Origin of the sequence: Planococcus donghaensis, assembly GCF_001687665.2 — a bacterium.
Taxonomy (GTDB): domain Bacteria; phylum Bacillota; class Bacilli; order Bacillales_A; family Planococcaceae; genus Planococcus; species Planococcus donghaensis.
In genome coordinates, this window is the sequence record NZ_CP016543.2 from 465,566 (window position 1) to 488,379 (window position 22,814).

At 39.8% G+C, this 22,814-nt stretch carries 25 protein-coding genes; 19 read left to right on the forward strand and 6 right to left on the reverse strand.

What is annotated here, in order from left to right:
• Window positions 1-21: 21 nt before the first annotated feature.
• A complete protein-coding gene (locus BCM40_RS02430; RefSeq protein ID WP_065527306.1) occupies window positions 22-546 on the reverse strand; it encodes a YceI family protein in 525 nt (174 codons plus the stop codon).
• Window positions 547-746: 200 nt separating this feature from the next.
• Here BCM40_RS02430 and murB point away from each other — a divergent pair, with 200 nt between their 5' ends.
• The 4 genes from murB to BCM40_RS02450 all read left to right on the forward strand — a co-directional run bounded on the left by murB (window position 747) and on the right by BCM40_RS02450 (window position 4,885).
• Window positions 747-1,658, forward strand: coding sequence for a UDP-N-acetylmuramate dehydrogenase (gene murB, locus BCM40_RS02435; protein ID WP_065527305.1), 912 nt, complete (start codon window positions 747-749; stop codon window positions 1,656-1,658).
• Between the two features lie 141 nt (window positions 1,659-1,799).
• Window positions 1,800-4,166 carry a penicillin acylase family protein gene (locus tag BCM40_RS02440; RefSeq protein WP_065527304.1) on the forward strand — a complete coding sequence of 789 codons (2,367 nt, stop codon included), beginning with the start codon at window positions 1,800-1,802 and terminating at the stop codon, window positions 4,164-4,166.
• A gap of 36 nt (window positions 4,167-4,202) precedes the next feature.
• Window positions 4,203-4,553, forward strand: a complete 351-nt coding sequence (locus BCM40_RS02445) for a fluoride efflux transporter FluC (protein WP_065527303.1) — start codon at window positions 4,203-4,205, stop codon at window positions 4,551-4,553.
• Window positions 4,553-4,885: a fluoride efflux transporter FluC gene (locus tag BCM40_RS02450; protein ID WP_065527302.1), complete on the forward strand. Its 333-nt coding sequence runs from the start codon at window positions 4,553-4,555 to the stop codon at window positions 4,883-4,885. Before BCM40_RS02445 ends, BCM40_RS02450 begins: the two co-directional genes overlap by 1 nt.
• Window positions 4,886-5,061: 176 nt before the next feature.
• Here BCM40_RS02450 and BCM40_RS02455 read toward each other — a convergent pair whose 3' ends face one another.
• Window positions 5,062-5,481 (reverse strand): universal stress protein, encoded by a 420-nt coding sequence (locus tag BCM40_RS02455; RefSeq protein ID WP_008432341.1) that lies wholly within the window; start codon window positions 5,479-5,481, stop codon window positions 5,062-5,064.
• Window positions 5,482-5,493: 12 nt separating this feature from the next.
• Window positions 5,494-6,960 carry a SulP family inorganic anion transporter gene (locus tag BCM40_RS02460; protein WP_065527301.1) on the reverse strand — a complete coding sequence of 489 codons (1,467 nt, stop codon included), beginning with the start codon at window positions 6,958-6,960 and terminating at the stop codon, window positions 5,494-5,496.
• A gap of 270 nt (window positions 6,961-7,230) precedes the next feature.
• Between BCM40_RS02460 and BCM40_RS02465 the strand changes: the two genes are divergently transcribed.
• From BCM40_RS02465 to BCM40_RS02475, 3 genes are read left to right on the forward strand one after another with little or no spacing between them, the layout of a single operon-like run.
• Window positions 7,231-7,587, forward strand: coding sequence for an ArsR/SmtB family transcription factor (locus BCM40_RS02465; RefSeq protein ID WP_065527300.1), 357 nt, complete (start codon window positions 7,231-7,233; stop codon window positions 7,585-7,587).
• Window positions 7,553-9,649 (forward strand): heavy metal translocating P-type ATPase, encoded by a 2,097-nt coding sequence (locus tag BCM40_RS02470; RefSeq protein WP_065527299.1) that lies wholly within the window; start codon window positions 7,553-7,555, stop codon window positions 9,647-9,649. Before BCM40_RS02465 ends, BCM40_RS02470 begins: the two co-directional genes overlap by 35 nt.
• 21 nt (window positions 9,650-9,670) lie before the next feature.
• Window positions 9,671-10,792 (forward strand): GNAT family N-acetyltransferase, encoded by a 1,122-nt coding sequence (locus tag BCM40_RS02475; protein WP_065527298.1) that lies wholly within the window; start codon window positions 9,671-9,673, stop codon window positions 10,790-10,792.
• Window positions 10,793-10,932: 140 nt separating this feature from the next.
• Here BCM40_RS02475 and BCM40_RS16365 read toward each other — a convergent pair whose 3' ends face one another.
• Entirely contained in the window at window positions 10,933-11,088 is a 156-nt protein-coding gene (locus tag BCM40_RS16365; RefSeq protein ID WP_008498786.1) for a lmo0937 family membrane protein, read from the reverse strand.
• Window positions 11,089-11,262: 174 nt separating this feature from the next.
• Here BCM40_RS16365 and mntR point away from each other — a divergent pair, with 174 nt between their 5' ends.
• From mntR to BCM40_RS02505, 6 genes are all read left to right on the forward strand, one after another.
• Window positions 11,263-11,685, forward strand: coding sequence for a transcriptional regulator MntR (mntR, locus tag BCM40_RS02480; protein WP_065527297.1), 423 nt, complete (start codon window positions 11,263-11,265; stop codon window positions 11,683-11,685).
• 21 nt (window positions 11,686-11,706) lie between these two features.
• Window positions 11,707-12,567 (forward strand): CvfB family protein, encoded by an 861-nt coding sequence (locus BCM40_RS02485; RefSeq protein WP_065527296.1) that lies wholly within the window; start codon window positions 11,707-11,709, stop codon window positions 12,565-12,567.
• Window positions 12,568-12,620: 53 nt separating this feature from the next.
• Window positions 12,621-13,508: a DUF1002 domain-containing protein gene (locus tag BCM40_RS02490; protein WP_008432356.1), complete on the forward strand. Its 888-nt coding sequence runs from the start codon at window positions 12,621-12,623 to the stop codon at window positions 13,506-13,508.
• Between the two features lie 130 nt (window positions 13,509-13,638).
• Entirely contained in the window at window positions 13,639-14,604 is a 966-nt protein-coding gene (locus tag BCM40_RS02495; RefSeq protein WP_065527295.1) for a ring-cleaving dioxygenase, read from the forward strand.
• Between the two features lie 18 nt (window positions 14,605-14,622).
• On the forward strand, window positions 14,623-14,904 hold the full coding sequence (locus tag BCM40_RS02500) for a GNAT family N-acetyltransferase (protein ID WP_065527294.1): 282 nt from the start codon (window positions 14,623-14,625) through the stop codon (window positions 14,902-14,904).
• A 351-nt stretch (window positions 14,905-15,255) separates the two neighbouring features.
• Window positions 15,256-15,810 (forward strand): DUF4064 domain-containing protein, encoded by a 555-nt coding sequence (locus BCM40_RS02505; protein ID WP_065527293.1) that lies wholly within the window; start codon window positions 15,256-15,258, stop codon window positions 15,808-15,810.
• 23 nt (window positions 15,811-15,833) lie between these two features.
• Here BCM40_RS02505 and BCM40_RS02510 read toward each other — a convergent pair whose 3' ends face one another.
• Window positions 15,834-16,325: a GNAT family N-acetyltransferase gene (locus tag BCM40_RS02510; RefSeq protein WP_065527292.1), complete on the reverse strand. Its 492-nt coding sequence runs from the start codon at window positions 16,323-16,325 to the stop codon at window positions 15,834-15,836.
• A gap of 94 nt (window positions 16,326-16,419) precedes the next feature.
• On the opposite strand from BCM40_RS02510, the gene BCM40_RS02515 reads away from it, so the two are divergent.
• Both BCM40_RS02515 and BCM40_RS02520 read left to right on the forward strand, forming a co-directional pair.
• Window positions 16,420-16,872, forward strand: coding sequence for a GNAT family N-acetyltransferase (locus BCM40_RS02515; protein WP_065527291.1), 453 nt, complete (start codon window positions 16,420-16,422; stop codon window positions 16,870-16,872).
• Window positions 16,873-16,966: 94 nt separating this feature from the next.
• Entirely contained in the window at window positions 16,967-17,359 is a 393-nt protein-coding gene (locus BCM40_RS02520; protein WP_065527290.1) for a hypothetical protein, read from the forward strand.
• A gap of 38 nt (window positions 17,360-17,397) precedes the next feature.
• Here the strand turns inward: BCM40_RS02520 and BCM40_RS02525 are convergent, their stop codons facing one another.
• Window positions 17,398-18,525: an MFS transporter gene (locus BCM40_RS02525; protein ID WP_065527289.1), complete on the reverse strand. Its 1,128-nt coding sequence runs from the start codon at window positions 18,523-18,525 to the stop codon at window positions 17,398-17,400.
• Between the two features lie 108 nt (window positions 18,526-18,633).
• Here BCM40_RS02525 and BCM40_RS02530 point away from each other — a divergent pair, with 108 nt between their 5' ends.
• The 4 genes from BCM40_RS02530 to BCM40_RS02545 all read left to right on the forward strand — a co-directional run bounded on the left by BCM40_RS02530 (window position 18,634) and on the right by BCM40_RS02545 (window position 21,883).
• The gene (locus BCM40_RS02530) at window positions 18,634-19,530 is read left to right on the forward strand and encodes a diacylglycerol/lipid kinase family protein (protein WP_065527288.1); all 897 of its coding nucleotides are present in this window, start codon (window positions 18,634-18,636) and stop codon (window positions 19,528-19,530) included.
• Window positions 19,531-19,849: 319 nt separating this feature from the next.
• Window positions 19,850-20,635, forward strand: a complete 786-nt coding sequence (locus BCM40_RS02535; protein WP_008432372.1) for an AraC family transcriptional regulator — start codon at window positions 19,850-19,852, stop codon at window positions 20,633-20,635.
• Window positions 20,636-20,806: 171 nt separating this feature from the next.
• Window positions 20,807-21,589, forward strand: coding sequence for a membrane protein insertase YidC (yidC, locus tag BCM40_RS02540; protein WP_065527287.1), 783 nt, complete (start codon window positions 20,807-20,809; stop codon window positions 21,587-21,589).
• Window positions 21,590-21,637: 48 nt separating this feature from the next.
• Window positions 21,638-21,883: a hypothetical protein gene (locus tag BCM40_RS02545; protein ID WP_065527286.1), complete on the forward strand. Its 246-nt coding sequence runs from the start codon at window positions 21,638-21,640 to the stop codon at window positions 21,881-21,883.
• Window positions 21,884-22,814 lie beyond the last annotated feature (931 nt).

Consider the following 22,814-nt stretch of genomic DNA (forward strand, 5'->3'; position numbering starts at 1 on the left):
TCCTCACTGCCTTTTTAAAATTTATTCAGCTGGGTTAGCTTGAATTTCTAAATGAATTTTAATGTCTTCGCCCACCATTACGCCGCCTGTTTCAAGCGCTTGGTTCCATGTAAGGCCGAAATCTTTGCGGTTTACTTTCCCATCTACATTGTATGCAACAACTTCAACGCCCCATGGGTTCGTGCCTTTCCCGTTATATTCTACATCGAAAGTTACTGGATGAGTTACACCTTTCATCGTAAGGTCGCCAGTCATTGTATATTCGTCGCCTTTTTTAACGATTTCATTTGCGTGAAACGTAATATACGGAAATTGCTCTGCATCAAAGAAATCTGCAGAACGCAAGTGAGCGTCACGATCTTTGTTTTTCGTGCTGATGCTTGCTACCTCGATTTTAAAATCGATCAATGCGCCTTGCAAATCTTCTGCGTCTGCTTCAATTGTTGCTTCGTAAGATGTAAAAGTACCTCTTACTTTTGAAATCATCATATGTTTTACTGAAAACCCAATTTCTGAGTGTGCTGTGTCTACTGTCCATTTTTTCATGTTGCATTCCTCCTAATTTTATTATCTAACGTAAATATAGCAAGTATATATCTTGAAGTCAATACTCTTTAATTAATAAATCTTTAATTTGAGATTAAATTAACTAGTCTTTTGTACTGAACTTTACTTTATTGCTTGTCAAATCAAGATGAAAATTAGATACTAATAGAAGCTATAAGTTAAGAAGGGATTTGCATTAAATGACGAAACAACAATGGTTGACGGATTTACGCAGTTTTTTAACAGACGATCACGTCAAAGTGGATGAGCCGCTACACCTTCATACACTAACTAAAATGGGTGGTCCTGCTGATATTTTTGTGGCACCAACAACTGAAGAAGAAACTGCTTTCACTGTAAAGTATGCATATAAAAATAACATACCTCTATTACTTCTTGGGAATGGCTCGAATATGGTCGTCCGAGATGGAGGGTTTCGTGGAATTGTTCTAACTTTAAAAGGGTTACAGACAATCCTTATAGAAGGTACGAAAGTGTACGCTCAAGGCGGAGCAAACATTAAAAAAGTATCAAAAGCCGCTGCAGCAAAACAATTAACGGGATTCGAGTTTGCTTGTGGAATTCCAGGTTCGATTGGTGGAGCGATGGCAATGAATGCCGGTGCTTACGGCGGAGAAATTAAAGACGTCATTAAACAAGCGACGGTGCTTTCCAAAGAAGGAGACTTGGTCGTTTTATCTAAGGAAGATTTAGGGCTTGGTTACCGGAAAAGTATTATTACTAAAAAAGGCTTTTATGTATTATCTGCCGAGTTCGACTTAGAAGTTGGCAATCCAATGGTCATTGATGCCAAAATGAGTGAATTGACGTATCAGCGAGAATCAAAACAACCATTGGAATTTCCTTCTGCAGGAAGTGTCTTTAAACGACCACCAGGTAATTTTGCTGGAAAGTTGATACAAGATAGTGGCTTGCAAGGAAAAGGATATGGCGGTGCAGAAGTTTCTACAAAACACGCTGGATTTATCGTGAATAAAAACAATGCGACAGCTAACGATTATATTAAGACGATTGAAATGGTCAAAGAAACGGTATTCAAAAATTTCGGTATTGATTTAGAGCTTGAAGTGAAGATCGTCGGAGAAGATTGAAATTGAGTGAAAAAGATGTCCTTTAATGGGGCATCTTTTTTTGTGGAAAAATAGGGGCTTTTGGGTGGGCTATCCTTTTTTATTAAAAGGGATTTATCCTTCGGTAGTCGAATAAAGCACTAAAGAAAAGGGGGAAGATTCATGAGGGGGAAAGTGAAAAACAAAAGATGGCTTAAATGGTTATTTGGCGCGTTAGGAGTACTTGTCATTATAATAGTAGCGCTACTAATTTTTATAAACGTCTTCCTAAACAAGTCGAAGCCACTTATTGAAGGAGAAGTAGCAGTGGAGATTTTAGATAAGGATGCAACAGTTATTCGCGATGATATAGGAGTTCCACATATTAAGGCGGACACGGATGCTGATTTATACCGTGCACAAGGATACGTACAAGCACAAGATCGCATGTTCCAAATGGATCTTTCCCGTAGACAAGCAAGCGGTCAATTAGCAGAAGTTATTGGAGCAGATGCGGTCGATACCGATAAGTTTTTTAGAACCTTTAGTTTACGTGATGCAGCTGAAAAATCTTGGGACGGATATGATGATGAAGCACAGGAAGTATTGGAATGGTATGCAGAAGGCGTTAATGCTTATATGGAGGAAGCAAAAGCAAACAACAGTTTAAGCTTTGAATTTTCTATTCTTGGATACGAACCAACTGAATGGACACCCGTTGACTCGCTGACAATTGGCAAGTTTATGGCTTATGACCTTGGCGGACATTGGAATACACTCGCCGTTCGTCATTGGGCGTTGAACGAGTTTCCAGAAGACAAGGCGCGTGAATTGTTTATAGAATATCCTGAAGATGCACCTGCAATTTTAGCGGCAAACAAACAGCAACAAGTTCAAGTAGCTGGTGAGTTTGATGCGTCGGTGATTCCGCCAGAATTTAACGGCAGCAATAACTGGGTGGTATCTGGTGATAAAACAGCAAGTGGCAAGCCTTTACTGGCGGACGATCCGCATCTTGGTCTGAGCACACCATCTATTTGGTACCAAATGCATTTAGAGTCGCCTGAACAAAACGTCAGTGGCGTTATTTTTGCTGGAATCCCGGGAATTATTTTAGGTCACAATGAAGAAATTGCTTGGGGAGTAACAAATGTTGGCCCCGATGTTCAAGACCTTTACATTGAAACGCCAAACCCCGAAGACCCTACACAATTCGAATACGAAGGACAGTGGGAGCAAGCAGAAGTACGAAAAGAACCTATTAAAATAAAAGACGGAGAAACAGAAGATTTCGAAGTGCTAGTCACAAGGCATGGACCTGTTGTTTCGAATATTCTTTATGATAAAGAACAACCAGGCGCGGTATTTTCAATGCAATGGACAGCATTAGAGCCGACGCTCGAACTGCAAGCAGTGTTGAATTTCAATAAAGCATCTAATTGGAAAGAGTTTGAACTAGCGCTCGAGGATTTTCAAGCGCCTGCGCAAAACTTTGTTTTTGCATCTACAGATGGCACCATTGCCTATAAAGCGAATGGACGCATTCCAATTCGCAAAACGGGAGATGGTCAATTGCCGGTTCCGGGAAATTCGGCAGACTATGGATGGGAAGGCTATGTGCCTTTTGATGAATTGCCGCGATCAGTAAATCCGGAAAATGGGTTTATTGCAACAGCAAACAATGAAGTCATTGATGATTCATATCCTTACCACATTACGGATTTTTGGGCACAACCTTATCGCTATGAACGAATTGCTGAGGTATTAGAAGCATCAGATAATCTGACGGCACAAGATATGATGAATTTGCAAATGGACCAAAAGAATTTATATGCAGCTGAATTTTTAGAAGATATGATCGCTGCTGTACGTGACAGTACAAAAGATTATGATGAAGTTCTGTCGATGCTAGAAGATTGGGATCAAATAGATAGCAAAGATCAAGGCGCGCCACTAATCTTCCATAAATGGATAAAGCAATTGCCTGAAACTTTACTAGCAGATGAATTTCCAAAAGACGTTTATAAAATGCTAGATGGAAAAAATCATATTACAGATGAAATGATGCGAGATGCTTTTGCTGGAAACGAAGGAGTATGGGTAAGTGAATACGGAGGCACAGCAAAATGGCTGGTGGATTCATTGGAAACAGTTGTCGCTGAAATTGAAGAAGAGCAAGGGAACGACTTGGCTGACTGGAGTTGGGGAGAACACCATCAATTAACCTTCCCGCATCCACTAGCAGGCGCATCTCCAATTTTCGCGGAGTTTCTAAATCCAGAGCCGGTACCAATCGGAGGTTCGAATATCACCGTTCAAGCAGCGGCTTTCACGCCAGATGGCGACGTCGACCACGGGGCATCTTGGCGATTTGTTGCAGACCTTTCTGATTTATCTAGCGCTTATCATATTGTAGGACCTGGATTAAGCGGTCATATGAAATCGGATTACTTCCATAACCAAGTAGACGATTGGGCGCAAGGTGATTTTCATAAAACAGAAATAGAAGACGACGTTAAAGGTTCGACATTAATATTAACTGCCGAATAAGTTATACTGGGGAAAAACGGATGTGAGGAATAACCAATGAAACAGATACTAGCGGTAGGACTTGGTGGAATGATCGGAGCGCTTTTGCGTTCTGGAATATACATGGTAGCTGCCGACGGTCTGGGGCTTTGGCTGGTGAACATGATCGGCAGTTTTTTAATCGGCGTGGCAGCCATTCGTTTGTCCCATAAATCGGGGGAACTGCGATTGTTGATTTCGACAGGTCTGCTAGGATCTTTCACAACGTTTTCAGCATTTTCTTCTGCGTGGTTCCATTACCTTGAATCTTCTATTTGGCTAGGTATCGCATTTGCTTTCAGCATGACACTGGCGTGCATTGCGGCAGCAGGTGCAGGGTTATGGGTAGATAGAAAAGAGGTGTCATGATGATTAGCATCGCACTCGGTGGATTTTTAGGAGCGATTACCCGTTATTTATTTTATGTATTTGTTGAAAGTCGTGCATGGCAACCAAAAGTTGCGACTTGGCTGGTGAACAGCTTGGGTTCGTTTGTGCTAGGTTTATTAATCGGAAGTGGAAGCTTATCGGTTTTCTGGATCACTGGATTTTTAGGTGCATTTACAACGTTCTCAACGATGGCTTTGGATGTTGTAAAAGATATTGAAGACAGCAAATGGCTAAAGGGTGGCTTCTATATTACGGCTACTTTAGTTTCCGGAATTGCGTTGTTCAGCTTAGGTTATATTTTATTGCAGTAAAAAACCTCATTATAATTGATGAGGGGCTAGGCAGACACTTCACTTAACTACTTAGTCAATTTGGATATTTATAATGAAGCGGAACGCGTCTGCCTGAAGCGAAATGGGAATTTGGATATTTCTTCGAAAACGTTAAAAGAGCCCTTTGCGAAAATCGCAAAGGGCTCTTCTTTAACTTATTTAACGATAATAACAGGCGATTGTACACGTTTCGCGACTTTATGGCTAACGCTACCAAGCACCATTTCTTGCAGTGAGTTTAATCCGCGGCTGCCGATTAGTACAACATCATAGCCAACTTCATTGGCATGCTTGACGATCGTAGGTCCTGGAATGCCGTGAAGTGTTTTGGTTTCAAAATTAATACCAGCTGAGCGGAAAATTTCTTCGAGCGGAACTAAATGCTTGCGACGTTCCAAATGAACTTCGTCGCTGCTTTGGCCATGAAGAATCTCAGTACGAGCTTTTTCATAATCAATCACATAAAGCAAAGTGACGAATGCTTGTGGATTGGCTTTTGCCATTCTTACTGCTTCATGAGCAGCGCGTTTAGAATGGTCAGAGCCATCTGCTGCAACTAAAATTTTCTCATACATAGAGCATCCTCCTTATGATGTACCTTTACCCGCATTGCTGTAAGTAGCTAACTTATCAACAAGCTTTTGGCTTGAAGAGTTCAACCCGACAATTGTAACAGTTTGCCCTTGAGCTTGTAGTTTGTTCATAACTCGGTCGATCGCACCGACACCAGAGTCGTCCCAAACAGTAGCATCTGTAAAGTCTAAAACAACTTCTTTCGAAACTTCTACGTTGTCGAATTCAGAGACAAAGTCTTGGGAAGAGGCGAAAAATAATTGTCCATGTATCGTATATCTATTCGACACATTGCTTTCCAATCCTTCTTTGCGCACTTCGACTTTGGAAATTTTAGCAGCAAACAGTACTGCACTTAAAATAACACCAGCGAATACACCTTTAGATAAATCATGTGTATAAACAACAACAACAACCGTTAACAACATAACAATTGCATCAGCTTTTGGAGCCGTCGCTAAATACTTGAAAGAACCCCAGTCAAAAGTACCGATACACACCATTACCATAATACCGGCTAAAACTGGCATTGGAATTTGAATAACCCAGTTGCCCAAAACAATAATTAAGAACATCAAAAACACACCTGCAACAAAACTCGACAATCGTCCACGGCCACCAGAACGAACATTAATGCCCGATTGTCCAATCATCGCACAACCTGCCATTCCGCCGAAGAATCCAGTGATGATGTTCGCGATCCCTTGTCCACGTGCTTCTTGGTTTTTATCTGATCCGGTTTCTGTTGCATCATCAATGATTGATGCTGTTAATAAAGACTCTAGTAAACCGATTACAGAAAGTGCCAATGCAGTCGGGAAAATGATTTGCAAAGTTTCAAAGTTAAACGGCACGCTTGGAATGAAGAAGCTTGGCAATGTTTGTGAAATCGTGCCAAGACTGCCGACATTTTGCATATCAATACCCGTGTAAATAACAACACCTGTTAATACGAGGATAGCAATTAATGGAGCCGGAATAGCAGTGAAAAAGCGAGGCAAAATATAAACAATCGCCAACGTAACACCGACAAAAACATAAGTAATCGTATTAATGCCGAAAATAAACGGCACTTGAGCCATGAAAATTAAAATCGCTAATGAGTTAACAAAACCAATCATAACTGCTCTAGGGATAAATTTCATAAAACGCGCAACCTTTAAAAGGCCGAAAATCAATTGCAGCACACCTGTTAAAACAGTAGCTGCGAGTAAATAATCCAATCCGTGATCGCGGACCAATAGCACCATTGCAAGTGCCATAGCACCTGTTGCGGCAGAAATCATACCCGGTCGACCACCGACAAAGGCGATAATCACAGAGATGGAAAACGATGCATACAAGCCAACCATCGGGTCAACCCCAGCGATGATAGAGAAAGCAATCGCTTCTGGTATAAGCGCAAGTGCGACAACAATTCCGGCTAAAATGTCTCCGCGAATGTTACCGAACCATTGCTCTTTGTAAGATAAAGTATTCAAAAATTCCCACTTCCTTCTATATTAATTTGTATTAATACCGTATCCAGTAAATCAGTATGCAGTTTGTTGAAAGTAGGCAATAAGAAAAATTTCTTCTTTTTTCCTTTTCCACAAGCGGAAAATGTTTTTTCAATTATAGGCTATAAAACTGTATCACCTTTTTTTTCAGATGTAAATACAATTCATTCAAACGCAGGTTTGACTGTGGAGGTTTGAGCGAATATACTGAAGAAAACAATCAAATTCTTATTTGAATGAAAGAGGTGTCCCATGAAAGAGTTATGTGAAGTGACCAACGTCAATTCTGAGCTTGTCGACCGAGTGAAAGAGAATATGGTTGATCTTGTGGATGTAGCAAATTTATTTAAGGCATTGGCGGATGAAACAAGACTAAAGATTGCTTATGCTTTAACAATAGAAGAAGAAATGTGTGTGTGTGACATTGCGGCCGTAATTGGCTCGTCCAATGCCACAGCTTCTCATCACCTGCGTTATTTACGTGACCGTGCATTAGCGAAATCAGAACGTAAAGGAAAGCAAATCTTTTACTCTTTATCAGATAACCATGTCCGCGAATTGGTAATGATTGCTCATGAACATACGAAAGAAGGTGTGGAAATTGGTTAAAACTTACCGGCTAGAAAATTTATCGTGTACAAGTTGTGCGGCCAAATTCGAAAAAAATGTTCGAGGGTTGCCTAATATAAAAAATGTCAATTTAAATTTTGGCGCTTCTAAACTAACAATTGATGGCGATGTATCAATTGAAGCACTTGAAAAGGCGGGGGCTTTTGATCATATTCGTGTTTATCCGGAAAAAGAAAAAATTAAGGTGGTTCCATTTTATCAACGAAGACAAACAGTAGAGACAGCTTTTTCTTTACTATTGTTAATCGCGGGGATTATTGTTTCGTTTCAAGCGAGTGAAACAAACCCTTGGGCCATCACATTATTTGCAGGTTCCATGGCAATTGGTGGGTACCATATGTTCTGGACTGGCTTAAAAAACTTACGTGAGTTTCAGTTTGATATGAAAACGTTAATGACTATCGCCATTATTGGTGCGGTCATTATTGGTGAATGGCGAGAAGGAGCAGTTGTTGTTTTTCTTTTTGCTGTTAGTGAAGCATTAGAGTCATTTTCGATGAACAAAGCGCGTCAGTCGATTCGCAGTTTAATGGATTTAGCACCAGCACGAGCGTTAATCCAACGTGCGGGTAAATTGATCGAGTTGGATACAGAAGATATTCGCATCGGAGACGTTTTAATCGTCAAGCCCGGACAGAAAATTGCGATGGACGGCACAGTTCTTCGCGGAGAGTCTGCTGTTAACCAAGCAGCGATTACTGGGGAATCGCTTCCCGCGGTTAAATCTGTGGGAGATGAAGTATTTGCCGGCACCATGAACGAAGAAGGTGCGTTAGAAGTCACTGTTACGAAACGAGTTGAAGATACGACAATTGCTAAAATTATTCATTTAGTCGAAGAAGCGCAAGCTGAAAAAGCACCAACTCAAAAGTTTATCGATCAATTTGCTAAATATTATACGCCTGCAATTATTGTCATTGCTTTTTTAGTAGCGCTAGTACCTGGCTTTATAACGGGTAACTGGGAGTTGTGGGTTTATCAAGGATTAGCAGTACTTGTTGTTGGCTGTCCATGTGCTTTAGTTGTTTCAACACCAGTAGCGATTGTAACGGCGATTGGTAATGCGGCACGACAAGGTGTCCTCATTAAAGGGGGCATCCATTTAGAAGAAACAGGGCAGATTAAGGCGATTGCTTTTGATAAAACTGGGACATTAACAAAAGGTTATCCCGAAGTAACAGACGTAATCGCACAAGGCACTATTCTAGAAGAAGAAGTGTTAAAGCTAGCAGCATCTGTAGAAACCATGTCACAGCATCCGTTAGCAAAAGCGATTTCTAAAAAAGCGGCAAGCACGTATCCTTCTGAGAACTTTAAGTCGGTTACAGGAAAAGGCGCCTATGCCACAGTCAATGATGAAAGCATTTACGTTGGCAGTTTAAATTGGGCAGAAGAAAAGGGCTTACGTATTCCTGAAAAAGCGCGTAAACTTCAAGAGAGTGGAAAATCTGTTACTGCCGTGTTTTCTGAAACCGTACTATTGGGCATTATCGCAATAGCAGATGCTATTCGCTTAGAAAGTCCATCTATTATTAAGCAGTTAAAAGCAATGGGAATCGAGCAAACCATCATGCTGACAGGAGATCATCCAACAACGGCAACCGCCATTGGTTCAGAAATCGGGGTCACAGATGTTCGAGCCGGTCTCATGCCAGAAGACAAATTAGCAGCGATAAAAGATCTTCAAAAACAATATGGGCGAGTCGCTATGGTTGGGGATGGCATTAATGACGCCCCTGCGTTAGCTGCTTCAAGTATTGGAATTGCAATGGGCGGAGCAGGGACAGATGCAGCGTTAGAAACAGCAGATATTGCGCTAATGGCGGATGATTTGGAAAAACTTCCATATACAATTCGACTCAGCCGAAAGACATTGCGTATAATAAAAGAAAACATCGTCTTTGCATTAGGGCTCAAGGTAATGGCATTGCTCTTAATCATTCCTGGCTGGTTAACTTTATGGATCGCAATCTTTGCGGATATGGGTGCCACGCTATTGGTGATTTTAAATGCGTTACGTCTTGTGAAAGTTCAGAAGTGAGGTACGTTTGGAGGTTATGTATTGAGATTAACAGAATGGACAATGGAAGAGCAGGAACAGCTAATTCATTTTATGACAACAAATTCTTGGCCTTTTCACGGGCATGAACACCCAGTCCGGGCTTTAATTGAGAAAACAATTGAAGAGGGCGGCTATAAATCAGACCAAGTCACAACGTTTTGGATTGAAAACGAAGATAAAAAACAAGTGGGCTTGGTACAAATATTTGATCTGCAAGACGACATTCCATTGTTTGACTTGAGAATTGCGGATCCTTATCGAAACAAAGGTTATGGACCTAAAGCTTTGAAAATGGTAGCGGATTATGTTTTTTCGCTACCAGAAAAGAAAATTCGTTTAGAAGGCAATACACGCCATGATAATTTTGCGATGCGTAAAGCGTTTGAACGAACGGGTTTTGTTAAAGAAGCTCATCTGCGACAAGCTTGGTTTTCGCCGCGAGAAAATCGGTATTACGATGCAGTAATTTATGGCATGACGCGTGAAGACTGGCAAGCAGGGATTACTACGCCGGTTCTATGGGATGATGCTGTACTTGAAACGAAAGCACCGCCATTCAATCCGGTCTTACTCGATTTTCCGGAAGAATTTGAATCAGAACGACTGCTGATTCGGGCACCAAAAAGAGAAGATGCAAAGGCTAATTATGAAGCAGTTATGCATTCACTAGAGTCGTTTCGACCTTGGTTACAGTTTGCGCAACAAAAGCCTGAACTTGCCAAAATTGAAGCAACATTAATTGAAGCAGAAGCAAATTTTAAATTGCGTAAAGATTTGCGTCTGCACTTTTTCTTAAAAGAAACCGGGCAATTTATCGGCTCTACGGGATTACATCGCATCGATTGGGAAGTGCGTAAATTTGAAATTGGTTATTGGGTAGACAGTCGCTTTGAAGGCAAAGGATTTGTTTCAGAAGCGGTCGACCGAATTACACGTTTTGCTTTTGAAGAGTTAGGGGCAAACCGTGTCGAAATTCGCTGCGACCCAGACAATGTCCGAAGCCGTGCAGTGGCGAACCGCCTGAATTTTGAATTGGAAGGTGTTTTACGTAACGATTCGATATCTCGAGTAGATAACAAACTTCGTGATACATGCGTATATGCCAAAATTCGAGAAGAATAGCATTTTGCAAACGCAAGATCGGGAAGTATGAAATTTCCTTTCCTGCCTTTGCTTAGAAACTGACTCAACAAAAAAGGTTGACCCTGAAGCCGTTTATCACGACTCTTGGGTCAACCTTTTATGTGTTTTTCATGCTATGGTTATAAACCTTTACGACCGGTAACCAAATTGATAACTAAAATGATTGCAGCAATAATTAATAAAATGTGTATTAGACCGCCTGCTACGTCCATTAAGAATCCGATAAGCCATACTACAATAACAACTGCAAGAATAATCCAAAGAATACGTGCCATGTTTTTCACCTAACCTTTCTGTAATCACTATTTTGATTATAGTAATACGTACCCCAGAGATAATTACCTTAAACCTTTCTGAAAAAGTGAATTGTTTTAGCTGAACTCAGTCCAGTTGTTTCAATGATGGTGGTATAGTAAACTGAACATAGCTAAGTGAGGGAGGAAAGAATTTTGCCTACTCCAAGTATGGAAGACCATATTGAAATCATCTATTCTTTAATTGAGCAAAAGGGCTATGCGCGTGTATCAGATATCGCGGAGGCCTTATCCGTGTTGCCTTCTTCTGTGACTAAAATGGTACAGAAGCTGGATAAAGACGGATACTTAATATACGAACGTTACAGAGGTCTCGTGTTGACGCCAAAAGGTCAAAAATTAGGCAAGCGGCTATTAGAACGACATGGCTTACTGGAACAGTTTCTACAGTTGATCGGTGTAGATGAAGAACGGATTTATGAAGATGTTGAAGGTATTGAACATCATTTGAGCTGGAATTCAATCGACCGGATTGCTGATTTGGTCCAACTACTGGAAGAAAGCCCGGATTTTACGGAAAAACTTAAGCAAATGAAAGCAACAGGAAAAGAAAGTTAAAGATAATAGGAGGAACTAATTATGGCTTTACACCCAGGGTTAAAAGCAACATTACAAGTAAAAGATCGTTCAACGTCACAATGGATCTTATCAGATGGTTCAGGCGATGAAGTAATGATGAATGCATCAGAAATAGAAGAAGGTCAGGAGATTGGAGAGGAAATTGAAGTTTTTCTTTACCGCAATCGCCAAGGGGGCGTTTCGGCAACACCAATGATTCCACATATTTTGCCAAGTGAATATGGCTGGGCAAAAGTCTTGAAAGTATCACAGCGTGAAGGAGCGGTAGTCGATATCGGTACAACACGCGAAGTTTATTTATTACCAGCAGATCTTCCGCAAATTTTGGAATTGTGGCCAAAACAAGGTGACCATATCTTTATGACGCTTCGTACAGATCGCCACGGTGATTTATATGGACGTTTAGCTACAGAAGAAAAGGTGTTGGAATTGATGGCGCCAGCTCCAGAAACTCTTTTCAACCAAAATGTACAAGCGCGTGCTTATCGTCTATTGCCGGTTGGGACATTTATGTTGTCAGTACCAGAGATGCACCGAATCTTTGTCCATGAAACAGAGCGGAGTGAAGAACCACGCTTAGGAGAAGAAAAAACAGTACGCATTATCGGCGTAAAAGATGATGGTACATTGAACGGTTCGTTACTTCCTAGAAAACAAGAACGGTTAGCAGACGATGCCGAAGAAATTATGCGTTATTTAGAAGAGTCAGGCGGAAAAATGCCATTTACGGATAAATCTTCACCAGACGAAATCCAAGAAATTTTCGGTATGAGTAAAGCTGCTTTTAAACGAGCACTCGGTAAGTTGTACAAAAACCGTCAAATCATCCAAGAAGAAGGATGGACAAAGTCGACGAAGTAAAGGAACCTTTTCAAGTTAATTTCGTATTAATTTGAAGAAAGGGGCAAGTTCAAATGAAAAAAATAATTACTGTTATAGCATTACTGTTTACACTATCAGTTGTACTACCTTCCTATAGTTCGGCAAATGTCGGCATCAATGAGAAGTTTGGTTTGCCAATCGTCGTTTACGGTGGCAATTTATCAGCTGATGAAAAAGCATCTGTAGCTGAGAGCTTAGATGTTGCAGGGGAAGTAGATGTAGAAGAAATTGAAGTAACGGGTCAAGATTTGATCAAGTACATTAAAGACGGTGATTCTCGTGCCAATATGTATTCATCAGCCAAAATCACACGTAAAGATGAAGGTGCGGGCTTGGTCATTGAAATCGTAACACCTGATAATATTACACAAGTAACAACAGAAATGTATGCCAATGCCATGTTGACTGCTGGCATTGAAAACGCAACAGTAGAAGTAGCGGCACCAAAAGCCGTTACAGGGCATTCAGCTCTGGTCGGAATTTATAAAGCTTACGAAGTAAATGGAGAAGCACTAGATCCAGAACGTACTGACGTAGCTAACGATGAATTGACAGTAGCTACGGAGCTTGTAGACGGTGGCGTTGGGGACGATGAAGTTAGCGAGTTGTTAACAGAAATTAAAAAGCAAATTGCTGAAAAAAATCCGGCTTCGCGTGAAGAAGTAGAACAAATTGTTGAAGAGCAATTAGATAAGCTTCAAATTGAGTTGAGTCCGGAGGATCGTCAGTTATTAGTGGATTTAATGGATCGCATTCGTCAACTAGATATCGATTTCTCAAAATGGTCTACACAACTGGAAGATTTGAGCAAAACCATTGAAGATAAAATCACTACGATCGTTAATGACGAAGGATTTTGGGCAAGTGTAAAAAAATTCTTTAAAAATATAGCGGATACAGTAAGTGGTTGGTTCAACTAAATGAAAACAGGCAAACCTTTAAAAAGGATTGCCTGTTTTTTTGTTAAAGCTCAATATCTTGAGGAGAACAAAAGTCAGTGATAGTATAAAGTTAATATCTTGAATTGGAGATAAATGGGGAGGGGTATGAATGAAGTTGGAAGGTATTCATCACGTTTCGGCGATAACAGCCAATGCTGTTGCCAACCATGATTTTTTTACTCGGATTCTTGGGTTGCGTTTAGTTAAAAAGACAGTCAATCAAGATAATCCTTCTTCTTATCACTTGTTTTATGCGGATGCTGTTGGGACGCCAGGTACGGATATGACGTATTTTGATATTCCTATGGCAGGACGTACTCATCCTGGTGTATCGAGTATTAGCAATACGGCATTTCGTGTGAAAAACGTTGAGGCATTAGATTATTGGGTAGACCGATTTGATCGATTTAACGTGCCTCACGGAAAAGTAGAGCAACGCTTCAATCGTTCGACTTTAACATTTCAAGATTTTGAAGGCTCTAGATTAATGTTAGTCGTTGACGATGGCAGTGGAATCGAATACGGCATTCCGTGGACAAAAAGTGGCGTGCCAGAAGAATTTGCGATTGTTGGATTAGGTCCTGTTCGATTAACGGTCCGAAAGGGCGATAAAACAGCAGCTGTCCTAACCACCATTATGGGATTTGAACAAATAGGAGAATATCCATCAACTGTAGAAGGTCAAAAAGATATTTTAGTCTTTTCAACAGGAGATGGCGGTCCTGCTGGCGAAATACATTTAGAAGAACGGTCGGACCTTCCGCCGGAACGTCCCGGAAGAGGAAGTGTCCATCATGTTGCGTTTCGCATCAAAACGGATGAAGACTATCACAAATGGAATGAGCATTTGCGGTCAAATGGTTTGATGACTTCAGGAGAAATTGACCGTTATTACTTTAAGGCTATATATTTTAGGGAACCTAATGGGATTCTCTTCGAATTATCGACAGATGGTCCAGGATTTGCAACTGATGAATCGATTGACAGTTTAGGAAATGGGCTTGCGTTACCGCCATTTCTAGAAGTTAAGCGGAGTCAAATCGAAGCGTCCTTAAAACCACTGGACACCGAGTAGAATAGGGGGAAAAAGGAAATGGATTTTAAATTAGTTGAATTAGGTAGTGATGAATTTGCTTATCGCCTTGAAGATGAAGGTGTAATGAAAGGTGAAATCGCTTGGACGCAATTGGCGGATGTGATGGTTATTGAGCATACGTTTGTTGACGAATCGCTTCGCCATCAAGGATTGGCTAAAAAACTTTTAGACCAAACCGCAAGCTTTGCTCGTGAACATGATTATAAGGTAGAACCTGTTTGTTCTTACGCAGTATCTGCTTTTGATCGTTACAACGACTATGACGATATTAAAATATAAAATAGACACACAAAAAGCAATCCGCTATCAATTGAGTGGATTGCTTTTGCTAATGCTCTACTATGTAGTTTTTCATTGGGTTCCTCCGTTTTAAATGCTTGTCATTAAGAAAACGATAGCTGTTAAAATTGAAGCTCCACCAACACCGTACATAAAATCAGCTTGACTAAAAATTAGATTTTTTTCCATTATTTAGCTCCCCTTTCAAATCTTTGTTATTCTTTGTTATTAGTAAACTACCCGTTTAAGAGCTCGTTAAACAGGTTTTATTAACTTTATTAAGGGAAAAGAAGACGAAAGGCATTAATTTTTGTTTTGTGAGTACAAAGCTAATTAGAAGGGGTGAAGAGAATGGTTCAGGAGACCGTAAATAGAGCAGGGGAAAAAGTTCTTGGTATTATCGGAATCGTATTTAATATTTTAGCAATGGCATTAATTGGGTTTGCGATGGCAAGTTACTCCAGTACACCAGAATTCCGACAATCTATCGAAGATGCAATGAGAGCAGATCCAACTATGACAAACCCTGAAGAAGTAGAAATGATGATGGACATGATGTCTTCAGGTTTTAATGTTATGGGGTGGGTTATGATCGCAGCGTTAGCACTCAGCACAGTACTAGCAATTATTGCTATTGTAAATCTTCGTAAAAAAGGGAACGCATCTGCAGCAGGTGTTTTATTTATCTTGGCAGGTTTGTTTGCAGGGTTGTTATCATTAACGTCTATTCTATTTTATATAGCAGCTATTATGTGCTTTGTTCGCAAACCGCGAGTGCAAAGTAAACAGAACTTGCGTGATGATGATTTCAAGTATCAAGAAGATGAGTTCCACCGTAAAGAAGATTCGTTTCATAACGAACATACAACGCATAAAGACGATGACACACCTTATCGTCCGTTATAAAGTTACGATTTAAAAGCCGCTACCTATAAGGTAGCGGCTTTTAAATCGTAAACATATTTAGCAGTTTGCAAAGGATGTCCTTCGAATAATTCTTCGAATTCTTCTAAAAACTGAAAGCCGTTTGCTTCATAGAAGTTACGGCCTTTCTTATTTTCGCTTTCAACATAAACGAATAGCTGGTTGCCATTAAGTAAATGGCTTAAGCCAGTCGTGAACAATTGTTTGCCATAACCAGAACGTTGAAATTCAGGTTTCATGTAAATAGCAATCAGTTCAGCATCGCCGTCTTCATCGACTTTCGTGAAATTGGCGAACCCGACAGGCTCTCCTTCGTGTTCTGCAAGTAATATAATGGTTCTCTTTAAACGCATCTCCATCATAGGAGTAGAATATGATTTATCTAGAAAACTTTCTTGGACTGTTGAGGGAATGATTCCAGCGTATGTGTCATTCCAACTAACTTTGGCAATTTCCTGAACAGATGTGATATCTGCGGATGTACCGGTGCGAATCATGCAATCACCTCTAAAATTCTTTATGCAATCATACCAAAAAAAGAGGGGAATAGCCACTAATGTAGAATAAGTAAAAACAAAGGGAGGGTGTTTTATGGAGTGGAAGATTTGTCAATTTGACGATTTAAGCGCAAGACAATTATACGACGTGCTTAAGTTGCGTGTTGATGTGTTTGTAGTGGAGCAAAACTGCCCCTACCCAGAGTTGGATGGTTTGGATCAGCAGTCGGTTCACCTTGTGTGTAGAGAAAAGGAAGATGTGTTAGCCTATGCTCGTTTAGTGCCAGCTGGTGCCAAATATGAAGTACCTTCTATAGGTCGCGTTATTGTACATAAAGATGCCAGAGGACGTGGTTTGGCAAAAGAGTTGCTAGAGCGCAGCATTGAATACATTTCAACTGAATGGCATGCTGAGGCGATTAAACTGCAAGGGCAAGTTTATTTGCAGGAGTTCTACGAATCTTTTGGATTCCAGCCAATATCAGAAAGCTATGACGAAGACGGCATTCCTCACGTAGACATGAAACGAACTCGTGTGGAAATGTAATGTTTTTGACATATAAAAAAGGGTTAACAGCATAAATATTAGGGTAAACATTGGTATTAGACAAATACGAAAAGAGAAAAAGGAGTGCTGCAAAATGGCAAGAGGAAGAGGTCTCCTAATGGCAGGTTTAGCTGCTGGAGCATATGCATATTTTAAAAATCCTGAAAACCGTGAAAAAGCCACAAAGGCTTTCAATGATGCGAAAGTGAAGGTGAACTCTTATATGGAATCACAAAACCTAGATAAGTCAGGAAACACAAATCCAAATCCCGATGAACCATCCGACACTTTAGAGGATCCACAAGAGGATATGGTTGCAGAAGGTGGAGCAACAACGACTATTCAGTATTATAATGAGCAACAACAAAAGAAAGAAGAAACAGATTCAGAAGATGTAAAGCTATCATCAAATGACGTAAGCGAAGAAAAGGCTGAAAATACAGATTCTGCTACTCCTGAAAACAAAGTAAATACGGATAACTTATAAAAAAAGGATGGTCTCTGACCATCCTTTTTTTATACTAATTATTTTTTGAAAGTCAGTCCATTTGTAATAGCGGCCATAAGCAATAAGGAACCACTAACAATAAATCCTTGATTTGGATTTAATGCTAGAGCGCCAGTGATACCAGAACCAACCACCACACCTGCAGAGAAAAACGCATAAAAATAACCGTAAGATCGTCCGCGGGAAGTGATATTAGTCGAATCAATCAAAATAGAATTGATAGAAGGGAATAATAAAGCAAAGCCTATGCCATAGGTACACATGCCGATATAGAGTAAAGGTTCAGTTGATACGGAGCTTATGTAAAACAAGGAAGTGCCCATGACCGTAAATCCTGCGATTAATGTGTAAATCGGTTTAACAAGGTCAAAAATTCGATTAACAGGAAGTAAGAATACCAATATAGCAGAAATTCCAAAGGCACTTAACAATAAACCACTGAGTTGAGAGTCTAAATCGAGCGCATTAACTTTAAGAGGAAGCATGTAAGCCAAAACCCCTTGTGAGAACATCAAGAAAAAAGCACCTGAAAAAGAACGGAGTAAGCCAGTATTTTTCAAAATATCTAATAGAGAAGAGGGATGTTTAGGTGTGTTTCCCTTTTTTATAAGCGTTTGACGCAATAATAAGAATGCAGCGATACCAATAGAGAAAAGTAGGATTCCGGTTAACAACATGGTATCTGGAACACTATTACGGCTTGTATAAATGGCGCCATACGCAGGACCGAGAATGGCTGCTAAACCAATAAATGCGCCGGATACTGCAGATTCTTTCCCACGCTTGTCCGAACTTGTTCGGTTAGCTAAGTAGGTGAAAGCGGCCGGAACTGTTAATCCAGCTGCAAGGCCGTGAAGAAATCGCACCGCTAACAAACTATAGGGATCATCGATTAACGAATAGCTAAATAGCGTAACACTTGTGGACAATAAGCCAATTACTAAAATGGCAAATGGTCCTTTGCGATCTGAGAAAATTCCAGAAATAATATTTCCGAAAGTATTAGATAACGAATACATGCCGACTGCTAATCCAGCGATAAAAGGACTTGCGCCTAACGATACCGCGTAAGGACTTATGATGGGAAGTTGAGCAAACAAGTCGAAGAAAGAAAAAAAGATAATAAGGTAAATAAAAATACGCAAGGCAGTTCCTACTTTCCTAAACAAATTGCAGTTATTTTGGTTTGTGCATCTTGATGTAAGGGGAAAGACAGCTATAGTTGCTTATATTATACCATCGGAGGTCATATGATGAAAAAAGCCATGTTTATATTAAATCCATCGTCGGGAAAAGAACGTGCTTCTGAGTACCGTGGACAAGTAGAAGAAACGCTTGCCTCAATGGGATACGAAGTAGATACAAGAGAAACAGAAAAAGAAAAAGATGCTACGAATTTCGCAAGAGAAGCTTGCGAAAAGGAATATGATTTCATCGTAGCAATGGGCGGCGATGGTACCATTAACGAAGCTGTCTCGGGAATAGCGGAACAGCCACATGAACCTTTGTTTTCATTAATCCCGCTGGGCACCGTTAATGATTTTGCGCGTGCTTTAGGAATTTCCTTAGATCCACCCGAAGCAATTGAAGCACTCAAAACAGGTCATGAGAAAAGAGTAGATATTGCTAAAGTTGGCGATCACTACTTTATGAATATATTAGCAATCGGAGATGTAGCAGAATCTACATACGACGTAGATCCTGAGAAAAAAACTAAATTAGGGGCGCTAGCTTACTTTATCGAAGGAGTAAAAGCAATCTCCGCTGATACGGAAACTTATTTTGAAGTCGAACATGATCATGGAACGTGGTCTGGTGAAGCAAAATTAATACTAGTTGCATTGACTAATTCAGTAGGCGGATTTGAAAAACTCGCACCAGAAGCTTTGACAGATGACGGGCTACTGCACCTTTATATCGTGAAAAATGCTGCGTTACCTGGATTTGTTCGTATTGCCACTTCTGTAATCAGGGGGAAATTGGAAGAGGACCCAGCTGTTGAAGTAGTTCAAACGACAAAGGTAGCTATTAAAACGAATGAACCGTTATCTAGTAACATTGATGGAGATGAAGGTTGTACAACTCCGTTTGTGATAGATATTTTACCCCGTCATATCCGTGCGCTCATTCCACCGGATAAAGACGAATAACTCTATTTCTTCACTATGTTTCTTTTAAAGCTTAATAAGAAGGCGTCACAAGCAAGCTATTTACTAGGGTTTGCTTTGTTTTCCTGTTAAAATTAAGTTTTGTAAAGTAATAATGAAACTTTTTTCCATTAAAAACGTTTTATATAGTATAAATTTTGTATTAAAACATTACTGAAGACATATGGTAAAAAATGATTGCATAGAGCAAATGACACAAAAAAAATACAAAAATAGCAGTTTTACTCTATTATTTTGACTTATTTCAGTATATAGTTGAGATAATGTCGGAAAAACTTGTACAAAGAAAGACGGGGAAACCATGAATATTATCACTGCACCAACTATTCAAGAAACTATTTCAAAAATTTTCATGAATGAAACAGAAAATTTAAACCAAATTGATGGGTTGGATAAATTTTTTGAAGTTGAGACACAATTAATGTATGAAATTCATCACTTGGAAAAAGAGCGTGCGAAAGAAACATTGAGAGAGTTAATCGATATGCTTTCACTTCGTTCAGAAAAAAACATTATCCGATCAATCCGTAACTATTACATCATCTTGTCTTCTGTTATGGCGAGAAAACTTTACGAAATGCGTGTGCCGCCTAAAAAAGCGTTTGCTTTTAATGCAGCCTGTGTAGAGTTAGTGGATAAGCATATGAATGATTCGGAATTCATGTTTGTTGCAGACGAGTTGATAGAGTTTTTCGTATCGATTATTTCCGAACGCAAGCAACCTTCTTTTGGTCACCAAACGGTCAATAAAGTTGTTATTTACATCAATGATGAAGTAGAGCGTGATTTGTCGGTCGAAGAAATTGCTAAACATTTCAATATCTCGACAAGTCATTTATCACGTATCTTTAGAGAACACGCTGGTATTACACTTGTTGAATACTTAAATGTTCGCCGCGTAGAAGAATCCCAATACTACCTTCGTCACTCAGACAAAGGGATTTCAGAAATTTCCAAGCAATTTCATTTCTGTAACCAAAGTTACTTTACGCGAATCTTTAAAAAATATACGGAAGTTACACCAAAGCAATTCCGTGATAGTCAGCATATTCCGTATTTCCGTTATACATTACCGAACGCTAAGTAAGGAGAAGAAATTCTCCTTTTTTTTTCGGCTTTTTTTAATACAGTCTCGTTTTGAAGTGCCGTAATTCTGTCACAAAAATGAAAAACTTTAATCGTGTTCTTTCCATGGATTGAATTTTGTTCGGCTTATCGTTATACTTCATAGTAGCTAAAAAAGGTGAAGGTGACTAAATTGAAAAAGAAAATTACATTATTAATGATGATGGCATTCGCTGTTGTTTTGTTGAGTGGCTGTTCGGCAGTAGAAAACAAAGAGGGTATGTTTTATACTGTTTTTGTTAAGCCGTTTGACGTGTCATTGAATTATTTGGGTGACTTGTTTGGCGGTAGTTATGGTTTGGCTATTGTAGTTATTACCATTATTATTCGTTTAGTATTAATGCCGTTTATGCTACGTACATATAAACGTCAACAAGGGATGAAAGTCAAAATGGATGCGATGCGTCCTGAAATGGAAGACATCCAAAAGCGTTTGAAAGAAACAAAAGACAAAGAAGAACAAATGAAATTGCAACAAGAGATGATGGGTCTTTACAAAAAACATGAAGTAAACCCATTGAACATGGGATGCTTGCCTGTTGTTATCCAAATGCCGATTATTATGGGTCTGTATTTTGCCATTCTGCATTCACCGGATGTTCAAGCACACGAATTCTTGTGGTTTAGCTTAGGTTCACCGGATATCATTATGACTTTGATTGCAGGTGCGGTTTATTTCTTCCAGGCAAAAGTATCGTTATGGACGATGCCAGAACAGCAGCAAAAGCAGATGAAGTTGTTTATTTACATTTCACCGATTATGATTATGTTCATTTCATTTACATCAATGGCGGCTTTACCAGTTTACTGGACAGTCGGAGGGATTTTGTTGATCATCCAAACCTTTATCGGTCGTAAATTCTATTCGAATCATCCAGAAAAAGCACTTGAGTCAGTAGAAGAGAAAAAAGAATAACAGGAAGCCGGCAATGATTGCCGGCTTTCTTTTATGGGGGATGCTTATATGAATATGAAATTAGTGCAAGGTGTAATAATCGCTCTTTTGAGCGTGACGTCACTTACTTTTTTAATATTTGGCTATTTAGAAGTGGCTGTACTGTTTATGACTGTGCTTTTCGCTATGACAAATAGCTTTCGTTATCGTCAGATGAAAGCGCAAGGAATGCATAGAGAAGCTAAATGGATGCTTGGGATGTCCGTCACTTTTGGCGTATTGTTTTTCGTTGTATTAGCAACTATTTTATTTTAAAAAGAACAAAAGCACGATCTCTTTTATAGAGATCGTGCTTTCAGGTCGCAGACAAAAGAATTGTTATGTTTGTTAACGAATAAATATTCATCTTATCCTATATACTGGATCCTTCGCTCCATGCGGACGCTTTCCGCGGACGAAGTGCTGAGCCTCCTCGTCGCAAGCTCCTGCGGGGTCTCATCACTCCGTTTTTCCGCAGGAAAGTCAGTGACCAAAGGGACTTCGGGCAATGGCTTTGCGACGAAGCTAGCGCAGCGATGCAGGAGCATATCTTTGCCCTTCGCCGCATTGCGCTTCGGATCCTTGTATGATTACTCATTAATTCTCTTGAAAAGTGGAATCACTGGTTACTCTCTCTAATTAGAGCTATATGCTAACAACCGTTCTGGCCACGAAGACTCCTATGGGACAGCGAAAGCTGAAGACCCCGCAGGAATAGCATTGGCCGAAGCCTGCGAGGACAAGCTTTTGCGACGAAGCTAGCGCAGCGATGCAGGAGCATGGGTTTTCAGTGACGAGGAGGCTGAAGCTGAGCCCATGGAAAGCGCAGTGGCCAGAACGGTTGTGGTTATACACAACTATACATTTTCAATAGACTTTGTCTACAGTCTGAAAGCACGATCTCTTTTATAGAGATCGTGCTTTTTGTGTATATTCATATTTTTCTTTCATGCGCTCTTCAAGTAAGGTATCCAATTGATTCATTAATGTTTGAATATCATTTTCTGATATTTGGTTCACTATCGACAGCTCCTTAGGTGTTTATACATAGTTATTCGTAGAAAAAATGCATTTATGGGGGTATATAGTTGAGGTAACGAAATTTTATTTTTGTGCAGTTTATAGGATTAAAAATCCATTTTAAATATATGTTTTCTAAGTTAAATGATTTTCTACAAATACTTAGATAGTTGTCGTAACTATTACA